Origin of the sequence: Synechococcus sp. O70.2 (genome assembly GCF_047462135.1) — a bacterium.
Classification (GTDB): Bacteria; Cyanobacteriota; Cyanobacteriia; order Thermostichales; family Thermostichaceae; genus Thermostichus.
Genome location: NZ_JANSIS010000002.1, coordinates 125,438 through 146,629 on the forward strand (window position 1 = coordinate 125,438; position 21,192 = coordinate 146,629).

General features: G+C 60.4%; 19 protein-coding genes and 1 tRNA gene. 10 read left to right on the plus strand and 10 right to left on the minus strand.

Going from position 1 to position 21,192, the window contains the following annotated elements; genetic code table 11:
- Positions 1–67: 67 nt before the first annotated feature.
- Entirely contained in the window at positions 68–1,621 is a 1,554-nt protein-coding gene (locus NW812_RS03115) for a lysostaphin resistance A-like protein (protein WP_414393986.1), read from the plus strand.
- Between the two features lie 12 nt (positions 1,622–1,633).
- Here NW812_RS03115 and NW812_RS03120 read toward each other — a convergent pair whose 3' ends face one another.
- Genes NW812_RS03120 through NW812_RS03130 form a run of 3 tightly spaced genes read right to left on the minus strand, consistent with a single transcriptional unit; the run spans position 1,634 to position 4,374 of the window.
- Positions 1,634–2,626, minus strand: coding sequence for a DnaJ domain-containing protein (locus NW812_RS03120; RefSeq protein WP_414393988.1), 993 nt, complete (start codon positions 2,624–2,626; stop codon positions 1,634–1,636).
- Positions 2,584–3,495 (minus strand): ABC transporter substrate-binding protein, encoded by a 912-nt coding sequence (locus NW812_RS03125; protein ID WP_414393990.1) that lies wholly within the window; start codon positions 3,493–3,495, stop codon positions 2,584–2,586. Before NW812_RS03125 ends, NW812_RS03120 begins: the two co-directional genes overlap by 43 nt.
- Before the next feature lie 51 nt (positions 3,496–3,546).
- The gene (locus NW812_RS03130) at positions 3,547–4,374 is read right to left on the minus strand and encodes an inositol monophosphatase family protein (protein ID WP_414393992.1); all 828 of its coding nucleotides are present in this window, start codon (positions 4,372–4,374) and stop codon (positions 3,547–3,549) included.
- A 221-nt stretch (positions 4,375–4,595) separates the two neighbouring features.
- Here NW812_RS03130 and NW812_RS03135 point away from each other — a divergent pair, with 221 nt between their 5' ends.
- The 4 genes from NW812_RS03135 to galE all read left to right on the plus strand — a co-directional run bounded on the left by NW812_RS03135 (position 4,596) and on the right by galE (position 7,913).
- A complete protein-coding gene (locus NW812_RS03135; protein WP_414393993.1) occupies positions 4,596–5,129 on the plus strand; it encodes an FHA domain-containing protein in 534 nt (177 codons plus the stop codon).
- Between the two features lie 67 nt (positions 5,130–5,196).
- Positions 5,197–5,268 (plus strand) — tRNA-Gln (locus tag NW812_RS03140).
- 99 nt (positions 5,269–5,367) lie between these two features.
- The gene (locus NW812_RS03145) at positions 5,368–6,849 is read left to right on the plus strand and encodes a cobyric acid synthase (protein ID WP_414393995.1); all 1,482 of its coding nucleotides are present in this window, start codon (positions 5,368–5,370) and stop codon (positions 6,847–6,849) included.
- Between the two features lie 68 nt (positions 6,850–6,917).
- Positions 6,918–7,913: a UDP-glucose 4-epimerase GalE gene (gene galE / locus NW812_RS03150; RefSeq protein WP_414393996.1), complete on the plus strand. Its 996-nt coding sequence runs from the start codon at positions 6,918–6,920 to the stop codon at positions 7,911–7,913.
- Between the two features lie 13 nt (positions 7,914–7,926).
- Here galE and NW812_RS03155 read toward each other — a convergent pair whose 3' ends face one another.
- Positions 7,927–9,042: an NAD(P)/FAD-dependent oxidoreductase gene (locus NW812_RS03155; protein WP_414393998.1), complete on the minus strand. Its 1,116-nt coding sequence runs from the start codon at positions 9,040–9,042 to the stop codon at positions 7,927–7,929.
- Between the two features lie 202 nt (positions 9,043–9,244).
- On the opposite strand from NW812_RS03155, the gene NW812_RS03160 reads away from it, so the two are divergent.
- Positions 9,245–9,877, plus strand: a complete 633-nt coding sequence (locus tag NW812_RS03160; RefSeq protein ID WP_414394000.1) for a lysophospholipid acyltransferase family protein — start codon at positions 9,245–9,247, stop codon at positions 9,875–9,877.
- On the opposite strand, the gene NW812_RS03165 is transcribed toward NW812_RS03160, so the two are convergent.
- A complete protein-coding gene (locus NW812_RS03165; protein ID WP_414394002.1) occupies positions 9,865–10,266 on the minus strand; it encodes a (2Fe-2S) ferredoxin domain-containing protein in 402 nt (133 codons plus the stop codon). The genes NW812_RS03160 and NW812_RS03165 overlap by 13 nt on opposite strands.
- Before the next feature lie 79 nt (positions 10,267–10,345).
- On the opposite strand from NW812_RS03165, the gene NW812_RS03170 reads away from it, so the two are divergent.
- Positions 10,346–10,915 (plus strand): 2'-5' RNA ligase family protein, encoded by a 570-nt coding sequence (locus NW812_RS03170; protein ID WP_414394004.1) that lies wholly within the window; start codon positions 10,346–10,348, stop codon positions 10,913–10,915.
- Positions 10,916–10,926: 11 nt separating this feature from the next.
- Here NW812_RS03170 and gap read toward each other — a convergent pair whose 3' ends face one another.
- On the minus strand, positions 10,927–11,946 hold the full coding sequence (gene gap, locus NW812_RS03175; protein ID WP_414394006.1) for a type I glyceraldehyde-3-phosphate dehydrogenase: 1,020 nt from the start codon (positions 11,944–11,946) through the stop codon (positions 10,927–10,929).
- A 228-nt stretch (positions 11,947–12,174) separates the two neighbouring features.
- A complete protein-coding gene (locus NW812_RS03180; protein WP_414394007.1) occupies positions 12,175–12,498 on the minus strand; it encodes a gas vesicle protein GvpG in 324 nt (107 codons plus the stop codon).
- A 283-nt stretch (positions 12,499–12,781) separates the two neighbouring features.
- Here NW812_RS03180 and NW812_RS03185 point away from each other — a divergent pair, with 283 nt between their 5' ends.
- Positions 12,782–13,462 carry a class I SAM-dependent methyltransferase gene (locus tag NW812_RS03185; protein WP_414394009.1) on the plus strand — a complete coding sequence of 227 codons (681 nt, stop codon included), beginning with the start codon at positions 12,782–12,784 and terminating at the stop codon, positions 13,460–13,462.
- Positions 13,463–13,489: 27 nt separating this feature from the next.
- On the opposite strand, the gene NW812_RS03190 is transcribed toward NW812_RS03185, so the two are convergent.
- Positions 13,490–14,029: a DUF726 domain-containing protein gene (locus tag NW812_RS03190; protein WP_414394010.1), complete on the minus strand. Its 540-nt coding sequence runs from the start codon at positions 14,027–14,029 to the stop codon at positions 13,490–13,492.
- Positions 14,030–14,541: 512 nt separating this feature from the next.
- Positions 14,542–16,320 carry a flavin reductase gene (locus NW812_RS03195; RefSeq protein WP_414394012.1) on the minus strand — a complete coding sequence of 593 codons (1,779 nt, stop codon included), beginning with the start codon at positions 16,318–16,320 and terminating at the stop codon, positions 14,542–14,544.
- 154 nt (positions 16,321–16,474) lie between these two features.
- Between NW812_RS03195 and NW812_RS03200 the strand changes: the two genes are divergently transcribed.
- Complete coding sequence (locus NW812_RS03200; protein ID WP_414394014.1) at positions 16,475–19,240, plus strand: cation-translocating P-type ATPase; 2,766 nt, start codon at positions 16,475–16,477, stop codon at positions 19,238–19,240.
- 374 nt (positions 19,241–19,614) lie between these two features.
- Positions 19,615–20,799 (plus strand): response regulator, encoded by a 1,185-nt coding sequence (locus tag NW812_RS03205; protein WP_414394016.1) that lies wholly within the window; start codon positions 19,615–19,617, stop codon positions 20,797–20,799.
- 6 nt (positions 20,800–20,805) lie between these two features.
- Here NW812_RS03205 and NW812_RS03210 read toward each other — a convergent pair whose 3' ends face one another.
- The gene (locus tag NW812_RS03210; protein WP_414394017.1) at positions 20,806–21,159 is read right to left on the minus strand and encodes a HesB/IscA family protein; all 354 of its coding nucleotides are present in this window, start codon (positions 21,157–21,159) and stop codon (positions 20,806–20,808) included.
- Between the last annotated feature and the right edge of the window lie 33 nt (positions 21,160–21,192).

Genomic DNA, 21,192 nt, shown 5'->3' on the forward strand with positions numbered 1-21,192 from the left:
CTCCTTCAGTCGGCTGAGGCCAAGAGAAGCTAGGATATAAGCCGCTGGAGTTGCCGCCGTTGCTGCCATGTCTCCCTCTGAAGCCACGGCTTTTGTCGATCCCTTTTTCGGTTGGCTTTCTGTTCGCCGGGGGCTCCTCAACCTGCTCAGTTTGCTAGCTTTTGTCATTGCTGGGCTTGCGTTGGCCAGCAGTTGGTTCCAGCCGCCGCTGCAAACGAAGCTGGATCTGTTGCAAATTGATCTTGCCCTGCAGGCTGCCCGCACCCTTGACGATCCTCGCTATCAGGATCTGGCCCGAGCTCTGCTGGATCAGGAGGTGTTCAAGGTAGCTAGCAGTCGCTACCAGCAGGTGGCCGACAACTACGCCGAGCGCCTACAGCGCCTGAAACGGGTGGCAGGGCTGGAGACGAGGGGCGAAGGGTCCACAGGGGATCCTGCCCTCCTGGCTTCTGTCCAGGAGCTGCAGGCAGAGCTGGACGGGCTACGGCTGCGCCTGGGCTTGCTCTACGCCTACCAGGAGGATCTGGAGGCGGCCCACCGGCAGTGGCAGCAAGTGGTTGATCCCAGCCGTCCCTTCGAGTTGGAATCCCCGCAAAAGGAGGCGGCCCAGGTCTTGCAGGGGCTGTGGGGGACGCCGCGGCGTATCCTGCCAGAGGCCGAGGTACACCTCCGCAACCACCTGGACGGCTGGTTTGAGGCGGTGGCCCTGCAGCAGCTCTACCGGCTACAACAGCGCGGCGACAGCCTCAATGCCCTTAACCAGCAGCAGGAAAAATTGGCTCTGGCAGCTTTGTTCCGGCTGGCGGTGGTGGGCGGGATCCCCCTGCTGGGGGCGCTGCTGGGGCTGATCCTCCTAGTGGGCTGGCTGGGCTGGAGCTTCTGGCGCCAACGTTCTCTCGTGGGTCCTCCCTGGGAGGTGCCTTGGCCAGGGATCGGGGCGCAGGCAGTGCTAACGGGATGGTTCCTGGGGTTTCTTCTTCTCAGCGCCTTGGTGCCTCGACTCTACACCACCCTCCTTGGCCTGGGAGCCCAGCAGCTTAGCCCTTGGCACCAAGGAGCGATCCTGTTTCTCACCTACAACTCTGGGGCTTTGCTGGGGGCAGGGCTATTGTCCTGGCTCCTACGTGCCTACCCAGGTTGGCAAAAAGTGCTGCAGGTGCGCCTAGGGGGTCCTTGGCTGCTCTGGGGCCTGTGCGGCTACGGGGCGGCCCTACCGCTGGTGGTGCTGGCGGCGGCGCTGTCGCAGCTACTGCTGCCGCAGGCGGGGGGCGGCAACCCCATTTTGCCGCTGCTTTTGGAGAGCCACGGCTGGGGGGCGCGGTTGCTATTTCTAGCTGTGGTCTCTGTCTGTGCCCCCGTTTTTGAGGAGGTGCTGTTTCGGGGCTTTTGGCTGCCGACGCTGGGCCGTTACCTGCCGATGGGGGCTGCCATTGCTCTAAGCGCCTTCACCTTTGCCATTGCTCACCTCAACCTTGCCGATTTGCTGCCCTTGACCATGCTGGGGGTAGTGCTGGGAGTGGTGTACAGCCACAGCCGCAACCTGCTAGCCCCCATCCTGCTCCACAGCCTCTGGAACACGGGATCCCTGGTCACGCTGCTGGTGCTGGCGGGCGCTTCCTGAAGGGAGCTGAGCCTACTTTTTCTTGCCGAAGATGCCGAAGAGGCGGCTCCAGAAGCCACCGCTTTCTCCCTTGCGGGAGGGCGGCACCACTTTTTGGGGCTGGGAGGTCTGACGGCTAGCCGAGGGAACGGGAACCGGCTGCTGGGTGGTGACCTGCTGCAGCCAGCGGCGCACTTCGGCCATCAACTCGGCGTTGTTGGGTTCTAAGCGACTGGCCTGCAGAAAGTCAGCCTTGGCCATACCGGCGTTGCCCTGCTTCAGGTGGGCAATACCCCGGTGTAGATAGTAGCGGGCCACGTTGGGCTGGGCGCTGATGGCAAAGTTTAAGTACTGGATGGCAGCCCGGTACTGCTTGCGCTCGATCATGTCCAGGGCCTGCAGGAAGCGGGTCTCGGCAGGACTGGGTTGGGGAGGTGGAGGCGGGGCGGCAGGAGAAGGGGGCGGCGGAACTGGGGGGCTGGTCGGGATCCCGCCCAGGGGAGTGGTTTTAGGGGCAGGAGCTGGGCTTGCCTTGTAGCCAGCCTTGAGCAACAGATAGGCCAGGTTGAGCTCGCTCAGTTGCTCGGTTTTCTCCAGCAGGGTGGCCAGGGAGCTGTATTGCTCTTTGGCCAGCTTTTCCACCCGCTGGACATACTCTTCCTCCCAGTTGGGAGACTCGGCCAAACCTTTGACTGCCTCTCCCGTAGGCCAGAGATCTGCAGGCGGCGACTCCAGTAGCCGTTGGATGCGCAGCTTGAGCAGAGCCTCGTATTCCGACCGCTCCCGCTCTTTGGTCAGCACCTCGTTGGCCGGGTTGACCAGCTTGGCAAAGAGGACATTGGCCCGCTCTGCCCCTTCCGGATCCCCGACAAAGCGATCCGGATGCAGGGCCTTGGCCGCCTGCAGGTAGCCGCGCCGAATCCTCTTGGGGTCGGCGGTAAGGGGCACACCCAGGATGGCAAAGTGGTCGGTCTCGTAACGAGCTAGCCCCCGGTCAATGCGGGGGACATCAGCGTTGGCTCCCATAGTTGCCACCTCTCCAAGATTTGCTGCAGAGTTCCATTTTTAGCCAGGGCTGCGATCGCCGCATCCACCGCTTCCTTCAAGGAAGGGTGCTGCGAGGATACCACTCCCACCAAAGGTATGGGGAAGAGAGGCGGCCCCACTAGGCGCAGCCGGGATCCCGCCTGACGCAGGCCCAGGACAGCCACGGGCTGATCGACGAGCACTGCATCCAACTGGCCGGCCTGGAGCTGGGCAAACAGGCGCTCGGGGTTGCTGGTGGCAAAGAGCCGGATGGGGTTGCCCCGCCTCTCGTTGTAGGCTTCCAACAGCGCTGCTCCCGTACTATTGACTACAATGCCCACCTTGCGGCCAAAGAGCTGGGCCAGAGACTGGATAGGGGGATCCCCTTGCCCAGGATCCCGCACCACCAAGCGCTGGGGGCTGAGGTAGTAGGGCCGGGTGGCGAGAAACTGCTGCGAATCCAGGCCCAGGCCTTCCCGTGCTCCCCAGATGAGATCCACCTCATCCGCCTGCAAGGCCGTCAACTGCTGGCTCCAGGGGATGTAGACAGGTTCAAGCCGCACCTCTAGCGTCTGGGCAATGGCCTCGAGGATCTCCCACTCAAAGCCGGCGTAGGTTTTTCGCCCCAGGTCGGTGTAGAGGTAGGCAGGGCCCAAGCTGGGATCCAGGCCAACCCGCAGACGGCCCCGCGCCCGAATTTGGGCCCAACGGGAGTCGGAACCCACGAGGGCGGCTGAGGCTGGCTTTTGGGCAGGCTGAGGATAGGCGGGGATCCCCAAGAGAAGCACCAGGCCAAACCCTGCCGCCCAACAACAACGCCAGAGTCTTTTCCCGACTAAGTTGCCTCCCTTGCTTTGCAAAAGCGCCATGACTTGCTGGCCTTTACGTAGACTTTGACTTTAGCTGCTGCGCTCTCCGAGCTAGCGATTCCGCCGCAGCGGGAAGGAAACCGGCAGGGGGCTGACCTGGGCCAGTTCTTCTTGGAGAGCAGCATGGAGCCAGCCGTTGCTGGCCAGCAGGCGGCCACTGTACACATCTACCGGGCTGCCGTCGTAGGCGGTAACCTTGCCGCCGGCCTCTCGCACCAAGACAATCCCAGCGGCAATGTCCCAAGGGGAGAGACCCCGCTCCCAATAGCCGTCCAACTGGCCAGTGGCCACGTAGGCCAGGTCAAGGGCAGCCGATCCCCCTCGCCGCACTCCCTGGGTGAGGTGGGTGAAGTGGCAGAACTCAGCGTAGTTGTTGTCCGGAGTTTCCCGGCGGTCGTAGGCAAAGCCAGTAACCAGGAGACTGCGGGAGAGTTCGGTAGTAGAGGAGACGCGGATGGGTTTGCGGTTGCGGGTGGCTCCCATCCCTTGTACGGCGCGAAAGAGATCCCCCCGAAAGATGTCGCAGACCACCCCTAGCACCGGCTCCCGCCCCTCCAGCAGGCCAATAGAGACGGCAGCAAAGGGGTAGCCGTGGGCAAAGTTGGTGGTGCCATCTAAGGGATCGATCGCCCAGGTGTAGGTGCCTTCTGGGGATCCCTGCTGGCCCGATTCCTCCGTCAAGATCCCATCTTCGGGGAAGTGGCGCCTCAGGATCTTCAAGATGAGCTCCTCGGAAGCGCGGTCTGCTGCCGTCACCAAGTCTCCTGGACGTTTCTCCTCAATAGCCAGAGCTTTGTCCACGTACTCCCGCAACAGTGCTGCCGCCTCCAGAGCCGCTTCTGTAGCCACATCCAACCGACGCAACAGAGCTTCCGTCACATCCGCACCTTAGGGTTATAAAGTAAGCTATAGACCTGCTACCCAGAATAGCCTGTCTGCTAGCAAGGCTTGCCCCTCCAAGCGGGCCCAGACAGCCAGAGAAAAGCTCTGCCTGATGCAAAATTTGGAGGAGGTGGGAACCTGCAAGTTGCGAGTTTTGTGAGTTGCCTGGAAAGCCTAGGTTGAATGGGGTGTACTTGAAGGTGGGAGAGGGAAAGCCGATGCCATCTAACCTCAGCGACTTTTTTACTGCGACTACAGCAGTGGGCGGAGCACAGCTGTCCGCTAGCCAGGAGTTGGAACTGGCAGAAGAGCTGTTCGAGCCAGTTCCCGAGCAGCCTCTGTCCTACCCGGAGTTCACCCTTTGCCTCTGTCATCCTGGGCGGCCCTGCAGCTACATCCTGCGGGGGGATATCTACACCATTGGCCGAGACCCTTCCAACACTATCCAGATTGTCAACCAGTTTGTCTCGCGCCGCCATGCTTACCTGGTGCGGGTGCCTACCCGGTCTAGCCGCACAGGGTTTACCTACTGTCTCATCGACGGCGACCGCCAAGGGCACTCCAGCACCAACGGCGTATTCGTCAACGGCAGCCGCGTGGCTACCCACTACCTGAGAAGTGGGGATGTCATTTACTTTGGGCCGGAGATCCGGGCCTACTTCTTCGAAGTGGTCCCCATCCCCCAGCTGCCCAGCCCTTCTGGGGTCAACTCCGGCCCCCTGGCAAATAGCTGCAGCTTCCCCACGACCTAGGCGACCAGGGAACCGTTGACAGATTCAAAGCCACATCGCTATATTGAGCTAGCTAGGCAAGGTAAATTGGGGCATCGCCAAGTGGTAAGGCAGCGGGTTTTGGTCCCGCCATTCGGTGGTTCGAATCCATCTGCCCCAGCTTGAGTGAGTTTGCTTGGGAGAGGAAGCTGCTTCCCTCCCTTTTCTTCTGCCCCTTTGGAGGGAGGGTCTGCCTGTCGAAAAGCTCAGGGGATCCGCAATGGCCCAGCTGTGCCGCTCCTTGATGGTGGTGGGGACTGCTTCCCATGTGGGCAAGACCCTTTTGGTGGCTGCCCTCTGTCGCCTCCTGAAGAAGGCGGGGAAGAGGGTTTCCCCCTTCAAGGCCCAGAACATGTCGCTGAATGCCTATGTCACTGCCGAGGGCCACGAGATTGCCTACGCGCAGGCCCTGCAGGCCTGGGCCGCCGGGATCCCGCCCGCCGTGGAGATGAACCCGATTTTGCTCAAGCCCCAGGGCAACCTAACTTCCCAGGTGGTCCTCAACGGCGTGGCGGTGGACACCTGTTGTGCCAGTGAGTATTACGAGCGCTGGTTTGCGCCTGCCTGGGAGGCAGTGAAAACAGCTCTGGCTCGCCTGCAGCAGCAGTACGAGTGGATTGTCTGCGAGGGGGCGGGCAGTCCGGCAGAGGTCAACCTCAAGCAGCGGGATCTGGCCAACATGCGGGTGGCTTTGCATTTGGGATCCCCCACCTGGCTGGTGGCAGATATTGACCGAGGGGGGGCGCTAGCCCATGTGGTGGGCACCCTGCAGTTGCTGGAGCCAGAGGAACGGGCCCTGATCCGCGGCATTGTCATCAACAAGTTTCGCGGCGCGCGGGAGCTGCTGCAGCCTGGCCTCGATTGGCTGGAGAACTACACCGGGATCCCCGTGGTTGGAGTTCTGCCCTGGCTGGACTGGACGCTGCCGCAGGAAGATTCGCTGGGCCTGGAGGCCGGCCCCCAGCTCTGGGAAGTTCGCCGTCCCCGGCGGGGAGACCGGCTGGAGATTGCCGTGGTTCGCCTGCCCCAGGTGGCCAATTTCTCCGACTTCGACCCCTTGCTAGCAGAGCCCAGCGTCCATCTGCGCTGGGTTGTCCCTGGCCAGATCCTGGGATCCCCCGATGTGGTCATCCTGCCCGGCAGCAAAACCACCCTCAAGGATCTGCTGGTGCTGCGCCAGAGTGGCCTAGCCGACCAACTGCGCCACTATTCCGGCCACATTGTTGGCATCTGCGGCGGGCTGCAGATGTTGGGACAAACCATCGCCGATCCTGAAGGCCGAGAGGGAGTTGCCGGCACCTACCCCGGGTTGGGCCTCTTGCCGCTGACCACCGTCTTGCAGCCCACCAAGGTCACCCAGCAGGTGCAAACACAAAGCCGCTGGCCTGCCACCACCCCCGTCCAGGGGTATGAGATCCACCAAGGATCCACCCAGGCCAATTCCTCAGGCTGCCTGCCAATCTTTGAGCAAGAAGGCTTGGGTTGGCGGGATCCCACAGGCCGGGTCTGGGGCAGCTATCTACACGGCCTCTTCGACAACCACCGCTGGCGGCGGCAATGGCTAAACTGGCTGCGCCGACAAAAAGGCTGGGATCCCTTGCCAGAACTGGAGGGCCACTACGCCCAGCAGCGGGAAGAACTGCTGGATCGCCTGGCAGAAGCTTGGCGGCCTCATCTCGAGTGGCAGCAGCTTTTGGAATAGGGCGGGGCAATAGCCGAGGTCTGCGAGAATGGCTGTATTCTAGACAGGGATTTCCTTCCCCCTGGCCTATGCGGCTTCTGGTTACAGGCGGCGCAGGCTATATCGGCAGCCACACCTGTAAAGCCCTGGCGGCCTATGGCCACCTGCCGATTGCCTACGACAACCTGGTTTACGGCCACCCCTGGGCTGTTCGCTGGGGGCCCTTGGAAATTGGCGACATTGCCGACCGCCATCGGCTAGATCAAGTCATCCGGCAGTACCGCCCCGAAGGGGTAATTCACTTTGCCGCCTATGCCTACGTGGGCGAGTCGGTCAAGGATCCGGGCAAATACTACCGCAACAACGTGGCCGGATCCCTGACCTTGTTGGAGGCGATGCGGGATCACGGGATCCCCTACCTGGTGTTCTCCAGCACCTGTGCCACTTACGGCGTGCCGGAGCAGATCCCCATCCCGGAAACCCACCCCCAGCGCCCCATCAACCCCTACGGCCAGAGCAAACTCATGGTGGAGCAGATGCTGCGGGACTTCCAGCTTGCCTACGGGATCCAATCCGTTAGCCTGCGCTACTTCAATGCCGCTGGCGCCGATCCTGACGGCGAAATCGGCGAGGCCCATGACCCAGAAACCCACCTCATCCCCCTAGCCCTAGAAGTTGCCGCTGGCCAGCGCTCTCACCTAACCATCTTTGGGGATGACTACGATACCCCTGACGGTACCTGTATCCGCGACTTCATCCATGTTGCCGACCTGGCGCAAGCCCATGTCTTGGCCCTAGAGGCGCTGGCGGCTGGCAAGCCTCTGCGACCTGCTTACAACTTGGGCAATGGCCAAGGTTTTTCTGTCCGGGAGGTGATTGCCACAGCCGAGGCCGTGACCGGCAAGCAGATCCCTGTGCAAGTGGGGGCGCGCCGACCCGGGGATCCGCCGCGGTTGGTGGGCGACGCCACGGCCATTAGCCGTGACCTCAACTGGCGGCCTCGCTATACCAACTTGGCTGAGATCCTTCAAACTGCCTGGTGCTGGCAGCAGAAGCGGCCCTATTTTCAAAGACCACGTTGCTAGCGCTCCGTGCTACTCACTTCTGGCGAGGGGCAAAGGCGCTGAGGGTGTCCAGGTCGGTTTTGCCTTCTAGGATCAAGTCTCGCAGGATGGCGGCGCTAATGGGAGCCAGCAAGACCCCATTGCGATAGTGGCCAGTGGCAACGAGCAGATTGGCATAGCCAGGAGCCGGCCCTAGGATAGGAGCGCGCTGCCCTAGCGGTCGCGGCCGCTGGCCGGCCCAGTGCTCCAATAGCCTTGCTTCCGCCAAAGCTGGGCAAAGCCGGATGGCGCGGGTCAGCAGATCCTGAAGAGCCAGCAGGGTTGGCCCGGCGTGGGGGGGCTGAAATTCCACCGTTGCCCCCACCCACAGGGATCCATCCCCTAAAGGAACCAAGTTGAGATCCCCATCAGCCACCACTGGCCCCCACGGGATCCCAGCAGCTTGAATCCGCAGGGCCTGGCCCTTAACAGCTTGCAGCGGCATCTGCAAGCCCAGCTCTTTGGCCAGAGCAGAGCTGCCCAGCCCAGCAGCGAGAACAACGTACCCCGCCGCCAAGGTGAGCGATGGGGTGTGAACCACCTCTACGCGAAAGGGGGGATCTGGGCTGCGCTGAAAGCTGTAAACCGGCTGGTGAAAGAAAAAGCGGGCTCCTCGGCGTTGAGCTGCCTCCAAAAGGGCCTGCGTGAAGAGCTTGGGGTGGATCTGGCGATCGTGGGGAGAGTAGATAGCCCCCGCCAGGTCGCTACGCAGGCCAGGCTGCAGGGATCTCACCTCCGCCGGACTCAGCCACTGGAGGTCATAGCCCGCCTGTTGACGAGCTGCCAGGGTCTCTCGCCAGGCTGCTACCTCCTCCTCCTGGAGGAGCCGGAGGATGCCGCGCCGATTGACGGGCAAGGTGCGGCCCAAGTCTGCTTCCAGCCGAGCAATCAGGGGATCAAACTGCTCCAGGCTTTTTAGGCGCAACTGCACCACCTCCCCGCTGGGTTGGCGGCTGCAGACTCCCATCAACACCCCCAGCGACGCGCCGGTAGCCCCTGAGGCCGGCTCCCCAGCATCTACCCCAATGACTGATAGCCCTGCTGCCGCTAGCTCATAGGCGATGGCACAACCCACCACCCCGCAGCCAATGACCAACGCGTCACAGTTCACGACTCCTCGCCCCCTTTTCCAGGTGGGACTGCCAGGCGCGGTGATCTTAACTGCTGGCTCCCGACTTCGCCTATGAACCGCTCCCGAATTGTGCCGGAGGTTTTTCTCAGTCTAGATGCCAGCGCTCGCCGTTTGTTCCCTCCGCTACTCCTCTACACTCAAAGAGGGAGCTGTTTAACTCTAGAGAATCTCGCGCTCTGCGATGGGCTATCGCCACCGGGATTGGTTGGCCTACTGGCTGCTCAAGTGGCTAGTAGTCAACCCGCTGTTTCGGGGACTGTATTTTGGCCGCACCTATGGGCAGGAAAACGTGCCTCGCCAGGGATCCCTCATTATCGTCAGCAACCATGCTAGCCACCTGGATCCGCCCTTGCTGGCCAACGCAGTGCGCCGCCCTGTAGCCTTCATGGCCAAAGAAGAGCTGTTCCGAGTGCCCGTGCTCAAGCAGGTGATCCGGTTCTACGGCGCCTATCCAGTAAAAAGAGGTGGGGCAGATCGCAGCGCCCTGCAGGCCACAGAGGCAGCTTTGGCCAAGGGATGGGCAGTAGGGATCTTCCTCAACGGCACCCGCACCCCCGATGGCCGCATTCCCCAGCCTCACCTGGGGGCAGCCTTGGTGGCAGCGCGCACTCAGACACCCCTGCTCCCTGTCGCCCTCTGGGGCACCGAGAAGGTGCTGCCCAAGGGATCCCGCTGGCCGCGTTGGTTTTGCCCCATCACTGTGCGCATCGGCAAGCTGATCCCCCCGCCAGTTTCTAGCGAGAAAGCTGAGCTGCAGCGGGTAACGGCAGCCTGTGTGGAAGCCATTCACCTCCTCCTGGATCAGGGGCGCTGAGGGGCAATCAGAGTAGCTTGGGCAACGAGGTACTCAGCCACCGGCTTCCCGCCCAGGATGTGCTCTTGCAGCACCCGCTCTATCACTGGCGGCGTGGCCGAGTGGTACCAAAACCCACCGGGGTACACCAGCAGCACGGGCCCGGGAACGCCATAGTTGCATGCCCGTAGGCAATTGGCCTTGGTGCGGTTGACGCGCAGAGAGCCAACGCCCGCCAGCTCTAGGTTCAACTGCTGAATCCGCAGCTTCAGGTATTCCCAGGCCTCCAGCCCCACCGCTTTTTCACAGCACTTGGGCTTGGTCTGGTCGGCGCAGAGAAATAGATGCCAATGGTAGGAGGGAATCGAAGCCGGCTGAAGCTCTGGAGAGACAGGGGAAAGCTGGGTCATGGGGGATTCTTACCACTGCGTCGCTAGATAATTAGGCGATGCCCTAGCCTGGAGGAAAGTACCTCTTGCCTGCTTAGCAATGCTCATCAATGCTCCCCAGCAGCGGTTGTTTCTTGCCCTTCTTCCTCCAGCAGACCTGCAGGAGCAAGTGACGGCAATCAAACAACAGTTTGCCGAGCAATTTGCCAGCCGAGCAGCCCTGCGCTCACCCCCTCACATCACCCTCGTGCCTCCTTTTGAGTGGCCCACCGCTGAGCTAGCAGCCCTGGCGGGGTCCCTGGAGGAATTTGCCAAAGAGCAGGCCCCAGTTGCCGTTGAGCTGCGTGGCTTTGGTGCTTTCGCGCCGCGGGTTATCTATATTCACGTTGAGCCCTCCTCAGAGCTGGAGCGGCTGCAGACCAAGGCCCAGCAGCACATGAGCCTTCTTCTCAGGCAGCAGGCCACAACACCTCCCCCTCGTCCTTTTGTGCCTCACATAACGGTAGCCTTTCGAGATCTCCGGCCAGCCCAGTTCCGTGCAGCCTGGCCCCTGTTCCAGAATCGTCCCTTCCAGGGATCCTTTCTCGCCTCTGCCCTCACCCTCCTCGTCCACGACGGCAAGCGCTGGCAAGTCTTTGCCGAGTTTTCCCTCTCTGCCACTAGGGGATGAGAAGCAGCCGACTACTCTACCCAGTGAGCGGCCATGTATTCAGCCAGATCCAGCACCCGCTGCGAGTAGCCCCACTCGTTGTCGTACCAGGCCATGACCTTGACCAGATCCCCGTCCAGGACGCTGGTCAGCTCTGCATCCACAATGGCGGAGCAACTGTGGCCCCGGTAGTCGATAGAAACCAAGGGAACGTCTGAGTAGGCGATGATCCCTTTCATGGTCGTTTCCGAGGCTTCCTTCAGGGCGGCGTTGACCTCCTCGGCAATTACTTGGCGCTCTGTTTGCACCACCAAATCCACCAAAGAGACATTGGGCGTAGGAACCCGTACCGCCACCCCGTTGAGCTTGCCTTTCAATTCAGGGATCACCAGCGCCACCGCCTTGGCTGCCCCCGTCGTAGTAGGCACCATGCTCAGCGCTGCCGCCCGCGCCCGCCGCAAATCGCGGTGGCCTCCATCCAGAATGCGCTGGTCGCCCGTGTAGCTGTGGGTGGTAGTCATGGTAGCCCGCCGCACACCGAACTTGTCCAGCAGCACTTTGAGAATCGGGGCAAGGCAGTTGGTGGTGCAGCTAGCGTTGCTGACAATGTTGTGCCGCACCGGGTCGTAGGTGTGCTGGTTAACACCATAGACAAAGGTAGGGATGTCACTTCCCTTAGCTGGGGCAGTGATCACCACCTTTTTGGCTCCCGCCTCCAGGTGCTTGGAGGCCCCCTGGTAGTCCAAGAAAACGCCGGTGGCCTCGATTACAAGATCCACCTTCCACTCTTTCCAGGGGAGGTTGCTGGGGTTGCGCTCGGAAACGGCATGGATGTGCTTGCCGTTAATTAGCAAACCACCCTCGCTAGCCTCCACTTCCACTCCTTGTAGGGTTCCAAGGATGGAGTCGTACTTGAGCAAATGGGCAGCCGTGCGAGCGTCTGAAGTGTCGTTGATGGCAACAATATCGACATTGGACTGCGGACGACTTAGCCAACAGCGCAAAAAGTTGCGACCAATACGACCAAATCCGTTGATGGCTACCCTAACCACTGCTTTGACCTCGCTGCTTCCAATTGTTCGGGGGCTGCTTAGCCCATGATACCGCAAGCCCTGAACATTCTGAATCTGAAGATGACGTTCGCGATCTGGCAAGCTTGGCGCTCCTAAGTAAAATCGCTCTGGCACAATTGGGCGGGTAGGGGACAGGCCGCCGGCTGCTATGACAAGCAGACCCCTTGCCTGTAGCTAGGCTCAAAGACTGCAACCGCTCCGAGGTACCTAGCTTTTGGTTGCCTCAGCGGGATAGATTCCTTCTTGGGGCAAGCTGTCTTGGGGGCATGGCAAAGAGTTTTGAGGATCCCTTGCTTCCCCATTGGTAGCTGCTTCGGCTTCCGCCAAGGCTTGCAGAGCCAGCAGGATCTCCTCTTCTCGGCGGGTATAGGTCTCCTCGTCGATCTCCCCTAGATCAAGCTGGATCTGCAGAGCTGTAAGCTCTTTCTGGAGGTTTTCCCTGCTGTCAAGTTGCGCCTCGGCCCGCTCGCGAATCTGCTCTGCTAGCCATAGCAAGCCCTGCGCTGGCCACGTCAACAACTGCCAAACCATCCTTGCTTTCCTTGTAAGGACAGGTCGATTCTACTCAACGCAGATCCTGCCTGCACGCAAGGCCAGCTAGCCAGAGCCAAGCAAAGGCAGCTCCTCCGGATGCGGCTGGGCTAGCTGTTCCGAGAGCATCAGCTCTCGCTTAGAGAGCACGCACAGAGGGATCCCCTGCCGGTGGACTCTACTGCGAGTTGCCTCTGTTCCAGCACCTCCAGCGGGGGGTGTTGTGTGCTGCCTGGCTGCTAGCATGAAAATATGGTCATATAAGCAAACACAGGTCAGCAAGATGAAGCAACACTGGGAGAACGTCTACAAGACCAAGCGAGCCGAGTCTCTCAGTTGGTTTCAGCCACGCGCTGAGCGGTCGCTGCGTCTTATTCGGGAGACGGGGTTGGGCTTCTCAGCCTCGATTATTGACGTTGGCGGGGGAGCGTCCAGGTTGGTAGATGAACTGCTGGAGGCGGGCTACCGCAAGCTAACAGTTCTCGATATCTCTGCGGCAGCTCTGGCAGTGGCAAAGGCCCGTTTGGGGGAGCGGGGAAACACAGTCAACTGGGTAGAGGGCGACATTACCCAGCTAACTCTGCCGGCCAACGCCTACGACATTTGGCATGACTGGGCAACGTTTCACTTTCTTACGAATCCTCAAGATCGGCGAGCATACGTGGCCAATGTCCTGAGAGCAGTAAAGCCAGGAGGGTTTGCTATCATAGCTACCTTCGGTGAAGACGGGCCTACGCAATGCACTGGCCTGCCTGTTGTGCGCTACTCGCCCGATCTCTTGCAGGCAGAGTTCGGTAGCGCTTTCAACCTCCTAAAGCATGAGCAAGAAGAACACCGCACCCCCGCTGGCGCTGTGCAAAAGTTTGTGTACTGCTGTTTCCAGAAAAAGCCAACTGCTCTTGAAGCTGAGCTCTCTCCGGAGGGTGACCGCCAGCAACAAAAGTCTCTGGTTGTGGTTTTGTAGGGTTAGAGGCTACCTGCAGTTACCCACCTAGAGCAGGCGACTGCAGCGAGCTTTCCAGTCCAGCTTCTGATCCAGAAGGAGCTCCAGGTGAGGTAGATAGGCTTTGTAGCTGTGCTCCCCAGAGCCGATTAAGTGAGTGGCATTAAGGTTCTCGATTCTGGGGTGAAACTCTTTAATTGGCTTGATCCCGCAGGGGCTGCGGTTGAGGGATGGAACCTTGAAGACGTAGGCCAAAACTAGATCGTCTTCGTTGTAGATATTCACCAGTTTTCCAGTGATATTTTCTACATGCAGGCTCCACTGCTTATCGGCTTGCCTTCTAACGGCACCACTGAGCAGGATGATATCCTTGAGGCGCGGATCTACGGTCTTAGGCCAACCTCGCATAATGTAGTAGGCTACCCTAGCTCCCAAGGGAAACCCCATCAGCGTAATCTGTCTTTCCGGCAAAGAGGAGAGCAGAGGATAGCCATAGTCAAGCCCCACTTTTTTGGCTTTGGCTTTGTGGGCTTCCCAGTGGGCAAGCAGTCCTACGCCAAGCTTAAGGGTGGATAAGGCGAATCTCACCGGACTGAAAGCATCCCACCAGAGGTAGTATGGGGATCCCATCCACCCAGCCCGTCGGAGTGTTTCCCACAATAGTCTTTTTTTCCAAGGTTGGGTCTCGCCTTCGCTGAGAAAACCGTTGATAAAAACCAGGGCCTCGTCCCAGCCTAGGGAGGGCTCGATAGGGATCAGCTCAGGCTTGTGGTGGACAGCTTCTTCGACAAGATAGTTCCAGGTTCCGTCAGCAAGAGTTCCCGTAAGATGGAGAGCAGTTGTGCCAGCTCCAGCAAGAACTTCTCTTGCTCCTCGAGCAACCTCAGTACCTAGGTCGAAAGCAGCTTGGGCAACTCAACTGCTTGAGTCGCCTGACCGACGACCTTAGCAGTGCCAAGGACAGCACCTGCAGATTTTCCCACAACCTCGGCAGCAATCTCCGCAGCCGCCTTTGGGGCTCCCTAAAGGATTTTCCCAACGATCTCCAGGATTGCTTTCTCCTTGAAATTAGCAAAGAACTTAACTTGTTCCACTTTACTCTACCCGCGCCGCATGGCGGTAACCCCCGTGGGATCCAGCACCTTGCCGCGCTCTGCCTCGGCGTAGACTAGGTAGCGATCGCCACACTCCATCCAACTTTTGACACGGCACTCTAGGTAAGCCAGGGCATCCAAAAGGATCAGGCAGCCATTCTCGGCAGTGGCGATGGCTAGACCGGCAAAGCGATCTTCGCCAGGGCGTTGAGGCCGTTGAAAGTGCCGCTGCAGGCTGCTGCTTTTGCCCTCCCGCAAAATGTTGAGTACAAAGGGCACCTGGGGACGGGTAAGCAACTCTGCCTCGCTTTCCTTGCTCACAGAGAGGGTAAGGCCTGGGGGGTTGAAGCTGGCCTGGGCCACTGACCAGGTGAGAAAGCCGCGCGGGATCCCATCTTGCAGGGCGGTAACCACGCAGAGGGATCCCACTACCCGGCTGAAGGCCTGCACTAGCCGATCCGCCTGCGCTTCAACACCCCCTTGGCGGGAGGTGCGGGCTCGCTTGGCCTTGCGCAAGGCTTGGGCAAACTGGGATCCCGCCTCTTGACAGGCTTCCAGGATTGCATGGGTAGGCTTGAACCTAGCGCGGATGGTTGCAAACCCCAGGGTAAAGCCGGCATTGAGCAACTTGCTCTCAATGAGATCCACGGCTTCGCCGCTCCAGCCGTAGGAGCCAAAGACCCCAGCCAGCTTGGTGGTGGGAACGGAAGAGAGAATGATGCCCAGGGCCGTTTGGATTTGAACTGGAGGATGGCCGGCCAAGGTGGGGGATCCGATAATGAACCCCTGGCAGCGCTCTAGGGCTTGTGCAATCTCTTCAGGAGTGGCCCATTCACAGTTAATCCGCTCCACGGTAACTCCCGCCCGCTCCAAGCCTTGGGCAATAGCCACCGCCATCAGGCCGGTGTTCCCGTAGGCGGAGGTGTACAGGAGAGCTACCCGCTGCTCCAGGGGATTCTCCTCGCACCACAGGTGGTAATCCAAGCGCAGCCGTCGCAGGCTGTGGCGCACCAGGGGGCCGTGGGCAGGGGCGTAGATTTGGGCGGGGAATTCTTCCAACTTGGCTAGGGCTGCCTTCACCTGGGGCGCTTGGCTACGGTGCAGGCAGTCAAAGTAGTAGCGGCGGTCTTCGCTGAGCTGCCGCCAATGCTCGTCGAACACCTGCTCGTCGCACACATGAGCGCCAAACAGCTTGTCGGTAAAGAGGATCCCCGTGGCCGGATCGTAGGTGCAGAGGGCGTCGGGGTGGCGGGGCGTGGGCACGGCGCGAAAATGCAACTCATGGCCTTCCCCCAGATCCAGGCGATCCCCATCTCGGATCACGCGCAGGCGAAAGGACTGGTTAGTTCCGTAGGCAATGCCAAAATCGGCAGCCTCCTCTTCGTCACGGCTAGGAGTTGGGGATTCCATGCCTTCAAAGGCCGCTCGCAGGGTGAGGGATCCGGGCTTAGAGCAGAGCACCACCGCATAGGGAGCCAGCGGCAGAAGCGCTTTGAGGGTAGCGATGCGGTTGAAGTTGACGTGGCTCAGTAGGATAAAGTCCAGCCGCTGCAGGTACTGGTGTTGGGCCAGCTCCTCCAAGAAGATGTCGGTAAAGGATTCTCCTGGGGGATCGATGAGCAAGGTCTGCCGCGCCTGGATGAGATAACTATTAGCCGTGGTGCCCCGCTGCCGGGCATATTCCAGCTCAAACTTTAGGCGATTCCAGGTGCGGGAGCGAAAAACCAGGGTAGAGGGGCCAATGGTGGCCACCTGGACATCGCGAGCAGGAGTCTTGCTCTCCATAGCAGCCTCCGATGCGGCATCTGTCCCCACCTTGCCACGAAATCAGCGAGACTGGGATCCTCTTTGGAAAACTTCGAAAGACCCGCTACTGGAGCGGGATCAGAGGGCTGACAACAGCTAACGTACAATTTGTCCATTGACCCTGAGTGTCCCCATGATCCAAGCTGCTGGATCTCCTCATTCGGATGCCCCTGCTTGGCATAGCCTGCCTCTTCCGGCTGTTATCCAGAAGTTGCAAAGCGACCCCGACTGTGGCCTGACTAGCCAGCAGGTTACCCAAAGGCAGCGGGAATACGGCCCCAACGAGCTGATCTCCTCCCCTGGCCGCAGTGCCTGGCAGCTCTTCCTTGACCAATTCCGCAACGTCATGCTGCTGATGCTGATCGCCGTGGCGGCGATCTCAGTCCTTCTGGATCTGCAAAAGGGAGAGTTTCCTAAGGACGCCCTGGCCATTCTGCTGGTGGTGGGTCTCAATGGCTTGCTGGGCTACTTGCAAGAAAGCCGCGCGGAAAAGGCGCTGGCGGCCCTAAAAAAACTGGCCTCCCCCAGCGTGCGGGTGCAGCGGGACGGCCTGTGGCAGGAGATCCCCGCCAACCAATTGGTGCCAGGGGATCGGGTGCTGCTGGAAGCCGGAGTGCAAATCCCAGCCGACGGGCGCTTGGTGGAAGCGGTCAACCTCCAGGTGCGGGAGGCGGCTTTGACGGGGGAGGCGGTGCCGGTTACCAAGCAGGCCGATTGTGTCCTCCCCGAGGAAACTGAGCTCGGAGAGCGGCGCAACATGGCCTTCATGGGCACCGAGGTGCTCCAGGGGCGAGGGATCCTCTTGGTTACGGCCACCGGCATGAACACGGAGCTGGGCAAGGTGGCCAAGCTGCTCCAAGCAGTAGAAAACGAGCCCACTCCCCTGCAGCGGCGCATGAGCCAGTTGGGCAATGTGCTGGTGTCGGGATCCCTGGTCTTGGTGGCTCTGGTGGTGATTGTGGGGCTGCTGCAGGCCAGAAGCCTAGCGCCTTTCACCTCGCTGCTGGAAACTTCCCTCAGCATGGCCGTGGCGGTGGTGCCGGAAGGGCTGCCGGCTGTAACCACGGTTACCTTGGCTATTGGAACCCAGCGCATGGTGCGCCGCAACGCCCTCATCCGCCGCCTGCCAGCCGTGGAGACGCTGGGATCCGTCACCACCATCTGCTCCGACAAAACCGGCACCCTCACCGAAAACAAAATGGTGGTCACCGACATCCTCACCCCCGACCGCCACTACCACGTCAGCGGCACTGGCTACATTCCCAAGGGATCCTTCTACTGCGGCGGCCAGCCCATCGATCCCCAGAGCGCCCCCGATTTGCAGGCCCTTCTCAGGGCTGTGGTCTTCTGCAACGACGCCTTGTTGCAAGCTACCCTCCCAGCCCAGCGTGGCGCTGCCCCCACCTGGTCGATCCTGGGGGATCCCACGGAAGCCGCCCTGCTGGTGGCTGCTGCCAAGGCCAACCTGCAGAAAGCCTCTTTGCAGGAGCAGCACCCGCGGGTGCAGGAGATCCCTTTTAGCTCGGAGCGCAAGCGCATGAGCGTGGTGGTGCAAGAGGAGGGCAGCTACGGCGTCTACGTCAAGGGATCCGCTGAGCTGGTGCTGGAGCAGTGTGCCTATATCCAGAAGAGTGGAACTTGGCAGGCGCTGTCAGAAGCCGATCGACAAGCCATTCTGGCTGCCAACAACCGTTTGGCGGCCCAGGGCATCCGGGTTTTGGGGGTGGCCACCCAGCGGCTGCAGGGGATCCCGGAGAACCTCGAGGAGATTGAGCGCAACTTGGTTTGGCTAGGCTTAGTGGGCATGTACGATCCCCCTCGGCCCGAAGCGCGGGAAGCCGTAGCCCGCTGCCGCCAGGCCGGGATCCGCACCCTCATGGTAACCGGCGATCACCAACTCACGGCCATAGCTATTGCCCGCGAGCTGGGCATTCTCGACTCCGAGAGCCAGGCCATTGATGGGCGCACCCTCTCCCGCCTTAGCTTTGAGGAGCTGCTGCAGACGGTGCAAAGGGTCAACGTCTATGCCCGCGTGGCCCCCGAGCACAAGCTGCGCATCGTGCAGGCCCTGCAGAAACAAAACCAGTTTGTGGCCATGACGGGGGATGGGGTCAACGACGCCCCTGCCCTGCGCCAAGCAGATATCGGCATTGCCATGGGGATTACCGGCACCGATGTAAGCAAAGAAGCCAGCGACATGGTGCTTTTGGACGACAACTTTGCCACCATCGTGGCGGCCATTGAAGAAGGACGGGTGGTCTACAACAACGTCCGCCGTTTTGTGAAATACATCTTGGGCAGCAACATCGGCGAGGTGTTGACTGTGGCGGCTACACCTCTCCTGGGCCTAGAGGACGTGCCGCTGACGCCCCTGCAGATCCTGTGGATGAACTTGGTAACCGACGGCCTGCCGGCTTTGGCTTTGGCAATGGAGCCAGCAGAGCCGGGGGTGATGCAGCGCCCTCCCTTCAACCCCAAGGAAAGCATCTTCGCCCAGGGGCTGGGAGCCTACATGGTGCGCGTCGGCGTGGTCTTTGCCATCTCCACGATCCTGATGATGGCCATCGTGAAAGCCCATATCCCCCACTGGCGCACGATGGTCTTTACCACCCTGTGTATTGCTCAGATGGGCCATGCGCTGGCGGCTCGCTCCAATGACAAGCTGACCATCGAGCTCAACCCCTTTTCCAACCCCTACCTGCTGGGGGCCGTGTTGGCCACTTTGCTGCTGCAGTTGGCCCTGCTCTATGTGCCCTTCCTGCGCAGCTTTTTCGGGACGGAAGAGTTGACCCTTTCAGAACTGCTCATTTGCATGGGCTTTAGCACCGTGGTGATGGTCTGGGTAGATCTGGAAAAACTCTACCGCCGCTGGCGCCAGGGATCCCGTCAAACCCCTTGAGCAGAAAAGCCAGGGAGTCTACACCCCTCTCAGAGGGGTAGGGGAACTTTTTTGCTTCAGAAGTGACAGTTGTTGTTTTGGCCAGCCTACGGATCCTTCGGAAGCCCCTGGCAGGAGATCCGGCAAGCCAGCCAAGCCCCGCTGGGATCCCTAGCAGCAAGATGCCCAAACTGTGGCCCAGTGGCTCATCGTCTCAAGGGCAGCAGCACACTAGGGGCTAAGGCACTTGGCCAACTCTGTAAACTGAGATACACTTGAGAAGTCTCTCCGACGGCTGGGAGCCAAGTACTCGCGGGTTATCCTCGAGCTGTCGGCTGCTGTGCCAAAACCTCTTTCTTCTCCAGGTGCTCATGCAGAAGCTTGAGGTTAGTCCCTTGGCTGGATCTAACTCCGCTTCCGCGGAGAAGGGACTTCTTCTCCTAATTGTGGACGATGATCCCAGCCAGCGGCTTTTGGCTCGTTACGCCCTGGAGCGAGAAGGCTACCACATCCTAGAAGCCGACAGCGGCATAGCCTGCCTAGAAGCTGCAAGCCGCTACCAGCCAGATATAGTACTCCTGGATGCGGTGATGCCGGGCCTAGATGGGTTTGAGTGCTGCCGCCGCCTCCATGCCCAAAACCCTGACATGCCGATTTTAATCGTCACCGCTTTGGAAGACGAAGCTTTTGTCAACGAGGCTTTTGCTGCAGGAGCCAGTGACTACATCCCTAAGCCTATCCACTGGTCAGTTCTGAAGCGGCGGCTGCGCCACTTGCTGCAAGTTAGCCAGGCCCAACGCCGTCTACAACAGCTTAACCAAGAACTGGAAGCCAAGGTGAAGGAGCGCACTGCTCAACTGGCCTGCCAGGTAGCAGATTTGGAGCAGCTCAACCGCCTCAAAGACCACTTTTTGGCCGCGGTCTCCCACGAGCTGCGCACACCCTTAACCAAAATCAGACTAGCCTTGGAACTCCTGGGCCGCACCTCCCTCAACGAGAAGCAGCGGCAGTACCGGGACATTGCCCTGCAGGAGTGCGAGGTCGAAATTCATCTTATCGACCGCCTGTTGGCTCTGCAGGGTCTGCAAGGGAAAGAGTGGGGCTCTGCCGTTGCGGCCATTGATCTGCCCAGCTTTTGGCAGAGCTTGCTCGAGTCGGCACGGCAATGTGCGCAGGCCCACTCCCTCACGCTACAGGTTGGGGATCTGCACCCGCCTGCCTCGGGATTTTACAGCCATCCGCAGCTCCTGGATCAGGTTCTCAAAGAACTGCTGAGCAATGCCTGCAAGTTTACCCAGCCAGGTGGCACTATCTGTCTAGAGATCCAGTCGATTCCTGGAGGGGTCGAGTTTAGGGTCGGTAACAGTGCTCAGATTGAGCCCGAACACTTGCCCCACATTTTCGAGCCCTTTTACCGCGTGCCCACCACGGATCCCTGGGTCCAGCCAGGCAGCGGTTTGGGGCTGGCTTTGGTGAAGCAGTGGGTGGAGTATCTGCGGGGCCACATCCAGGTCACTAGCCAAAAGGGGTGGACCTGGTTTGTACTACGCCTGCCCAGTCTAGTGCCATCCAATCCTTGAGGCACCCTAATGGCCGACAGCAGCAGTTTCAGCAGTGGCAAAGGAAGTGCCGCAGCCGCAGGTAGCCACGGCATTGGGATTCTTGAATTTGAAGCCACCCCCCAACAGATCTTCGGAAAAGTCGACAGTGAGGCCCTGGAGCAGGGTCATGCTCAAGGGATCCACCGCCACCCGGAGATCCCCAAAGTCGAAGGTGTGATCGTCGGGGTTGGCCTGAGACTCAAAGTTCATCACATAGGAGAGGCCAGAGCAGCCGCTGGGCTTGACCCCCAGGCGCAAGATGGGCTGGGATCCCTCTTTCTCGTACTTGCTGCGCAGGCGCTTTAGCTCTTGGATGGCGCTATCGGTCAAGGTGATCATGGCGGGAAAGCTGACACGTACCCCTATCCTAAC

Bases quoted from the DNA above. Each gene is read 5' to 3' on its own strand.
- NW812_RS03195 (WP_414394012.1), bottom strand. From the start codon at position 16,320: ATGGAGAGCAAGACTCCTGCTCGCGATGTCCAGGTGGCCACCATTGGC.
- galE (WP_414393996.1), top strand. From the start codon at position 6,918: ATGCGGCTTCTGGTTACAGGCGGCGCAGGCTATATCGGCAGCCACACC.
- NW812_RS03115 (WP_414393986.1), top strand. From the start codon at position 68: ATGTCTCCCTCTGAAGCCACGGCTTTTGTCGATCCCTTTTTCGGTTGG.
- NW812_RS03145 (WP_414393995.1), top strand. From the start codon at position 5,368: ATGGCCCAGCTGTGCCGCTCCTTGATGGTGGTGGGGACTGCTTCCCAT.
- NW812_RS03170 (WP_414394004.1), top strand. From the start codon at position 10,346: ATGCTCATCAATGCTCCCCAGCAGCGGTTGTTTCTTGCCCTTCTTCCT.
- NW812_RS03185 (WP_414394009.1), top strand. From the start codon at position 12,782: ATGAAGCAACACTGGGAGAACGTCTACAAGACCAAGCGAGCCGAGTCT.
- NW812_RS03200 (WP_414394014.1), top strand. From the start codon at position 16,475: ATGATCCAAGCTGCTGGATCTCCTCATTCGGATGCCCCTGCTTGGCAT.
- NW812_RS03210 (WP_414394017.1), bottom strand. From the start codon at position 21,159: ATGATCACCTTGACCGATAGCGCCATCCAAGAGCTAAAGCGCCTGCGC.
- NW812_RS03160 (WP_414394000.1), top strand. From the start codon at position 9,245: ATGGGCTATCGCCACCGGGATTGGTTGGCCTACTGGCTGCTCAAGTGG.
- NW812_RS03120 (WP_414393988.1), bottom strand. From the start codon at position 2,626: ATGGGAGCCAACGCTGATGTCCCCCGCATTGACCGGGGGCTAGCTCGT.
- NW812_RS03125 (WP_414393990.1), bottom strand. From the start codon at position 3,495: ATGGCGCTTTTGCAAAGCAAGGGAGGCAACTTAGTCGGGAAAAGACTC.
- NW812_RS03165 (WP_414394002.1), bottom strand. From the start codon at position 10,266: ATGACCCAGCTTTCCCCTGTCTCTCCAGAGCTTCAGCCGGCTTCGATT.
- NW812_RS03135 (WP_414393993.1), top strand. From the start codon at position 4,596: ATGCCATCTAACCTCAGCGACTTTTTTACTGCGACTACAGCAGTGGGC.
- NW812_RS03180 (WP_414394007.1), bottom strand. From the start codon at position 12,498: ATGGTTTGGCAGTTGTTGACGTGGCCAGCGCAGGGCTTGCTATGGCTA.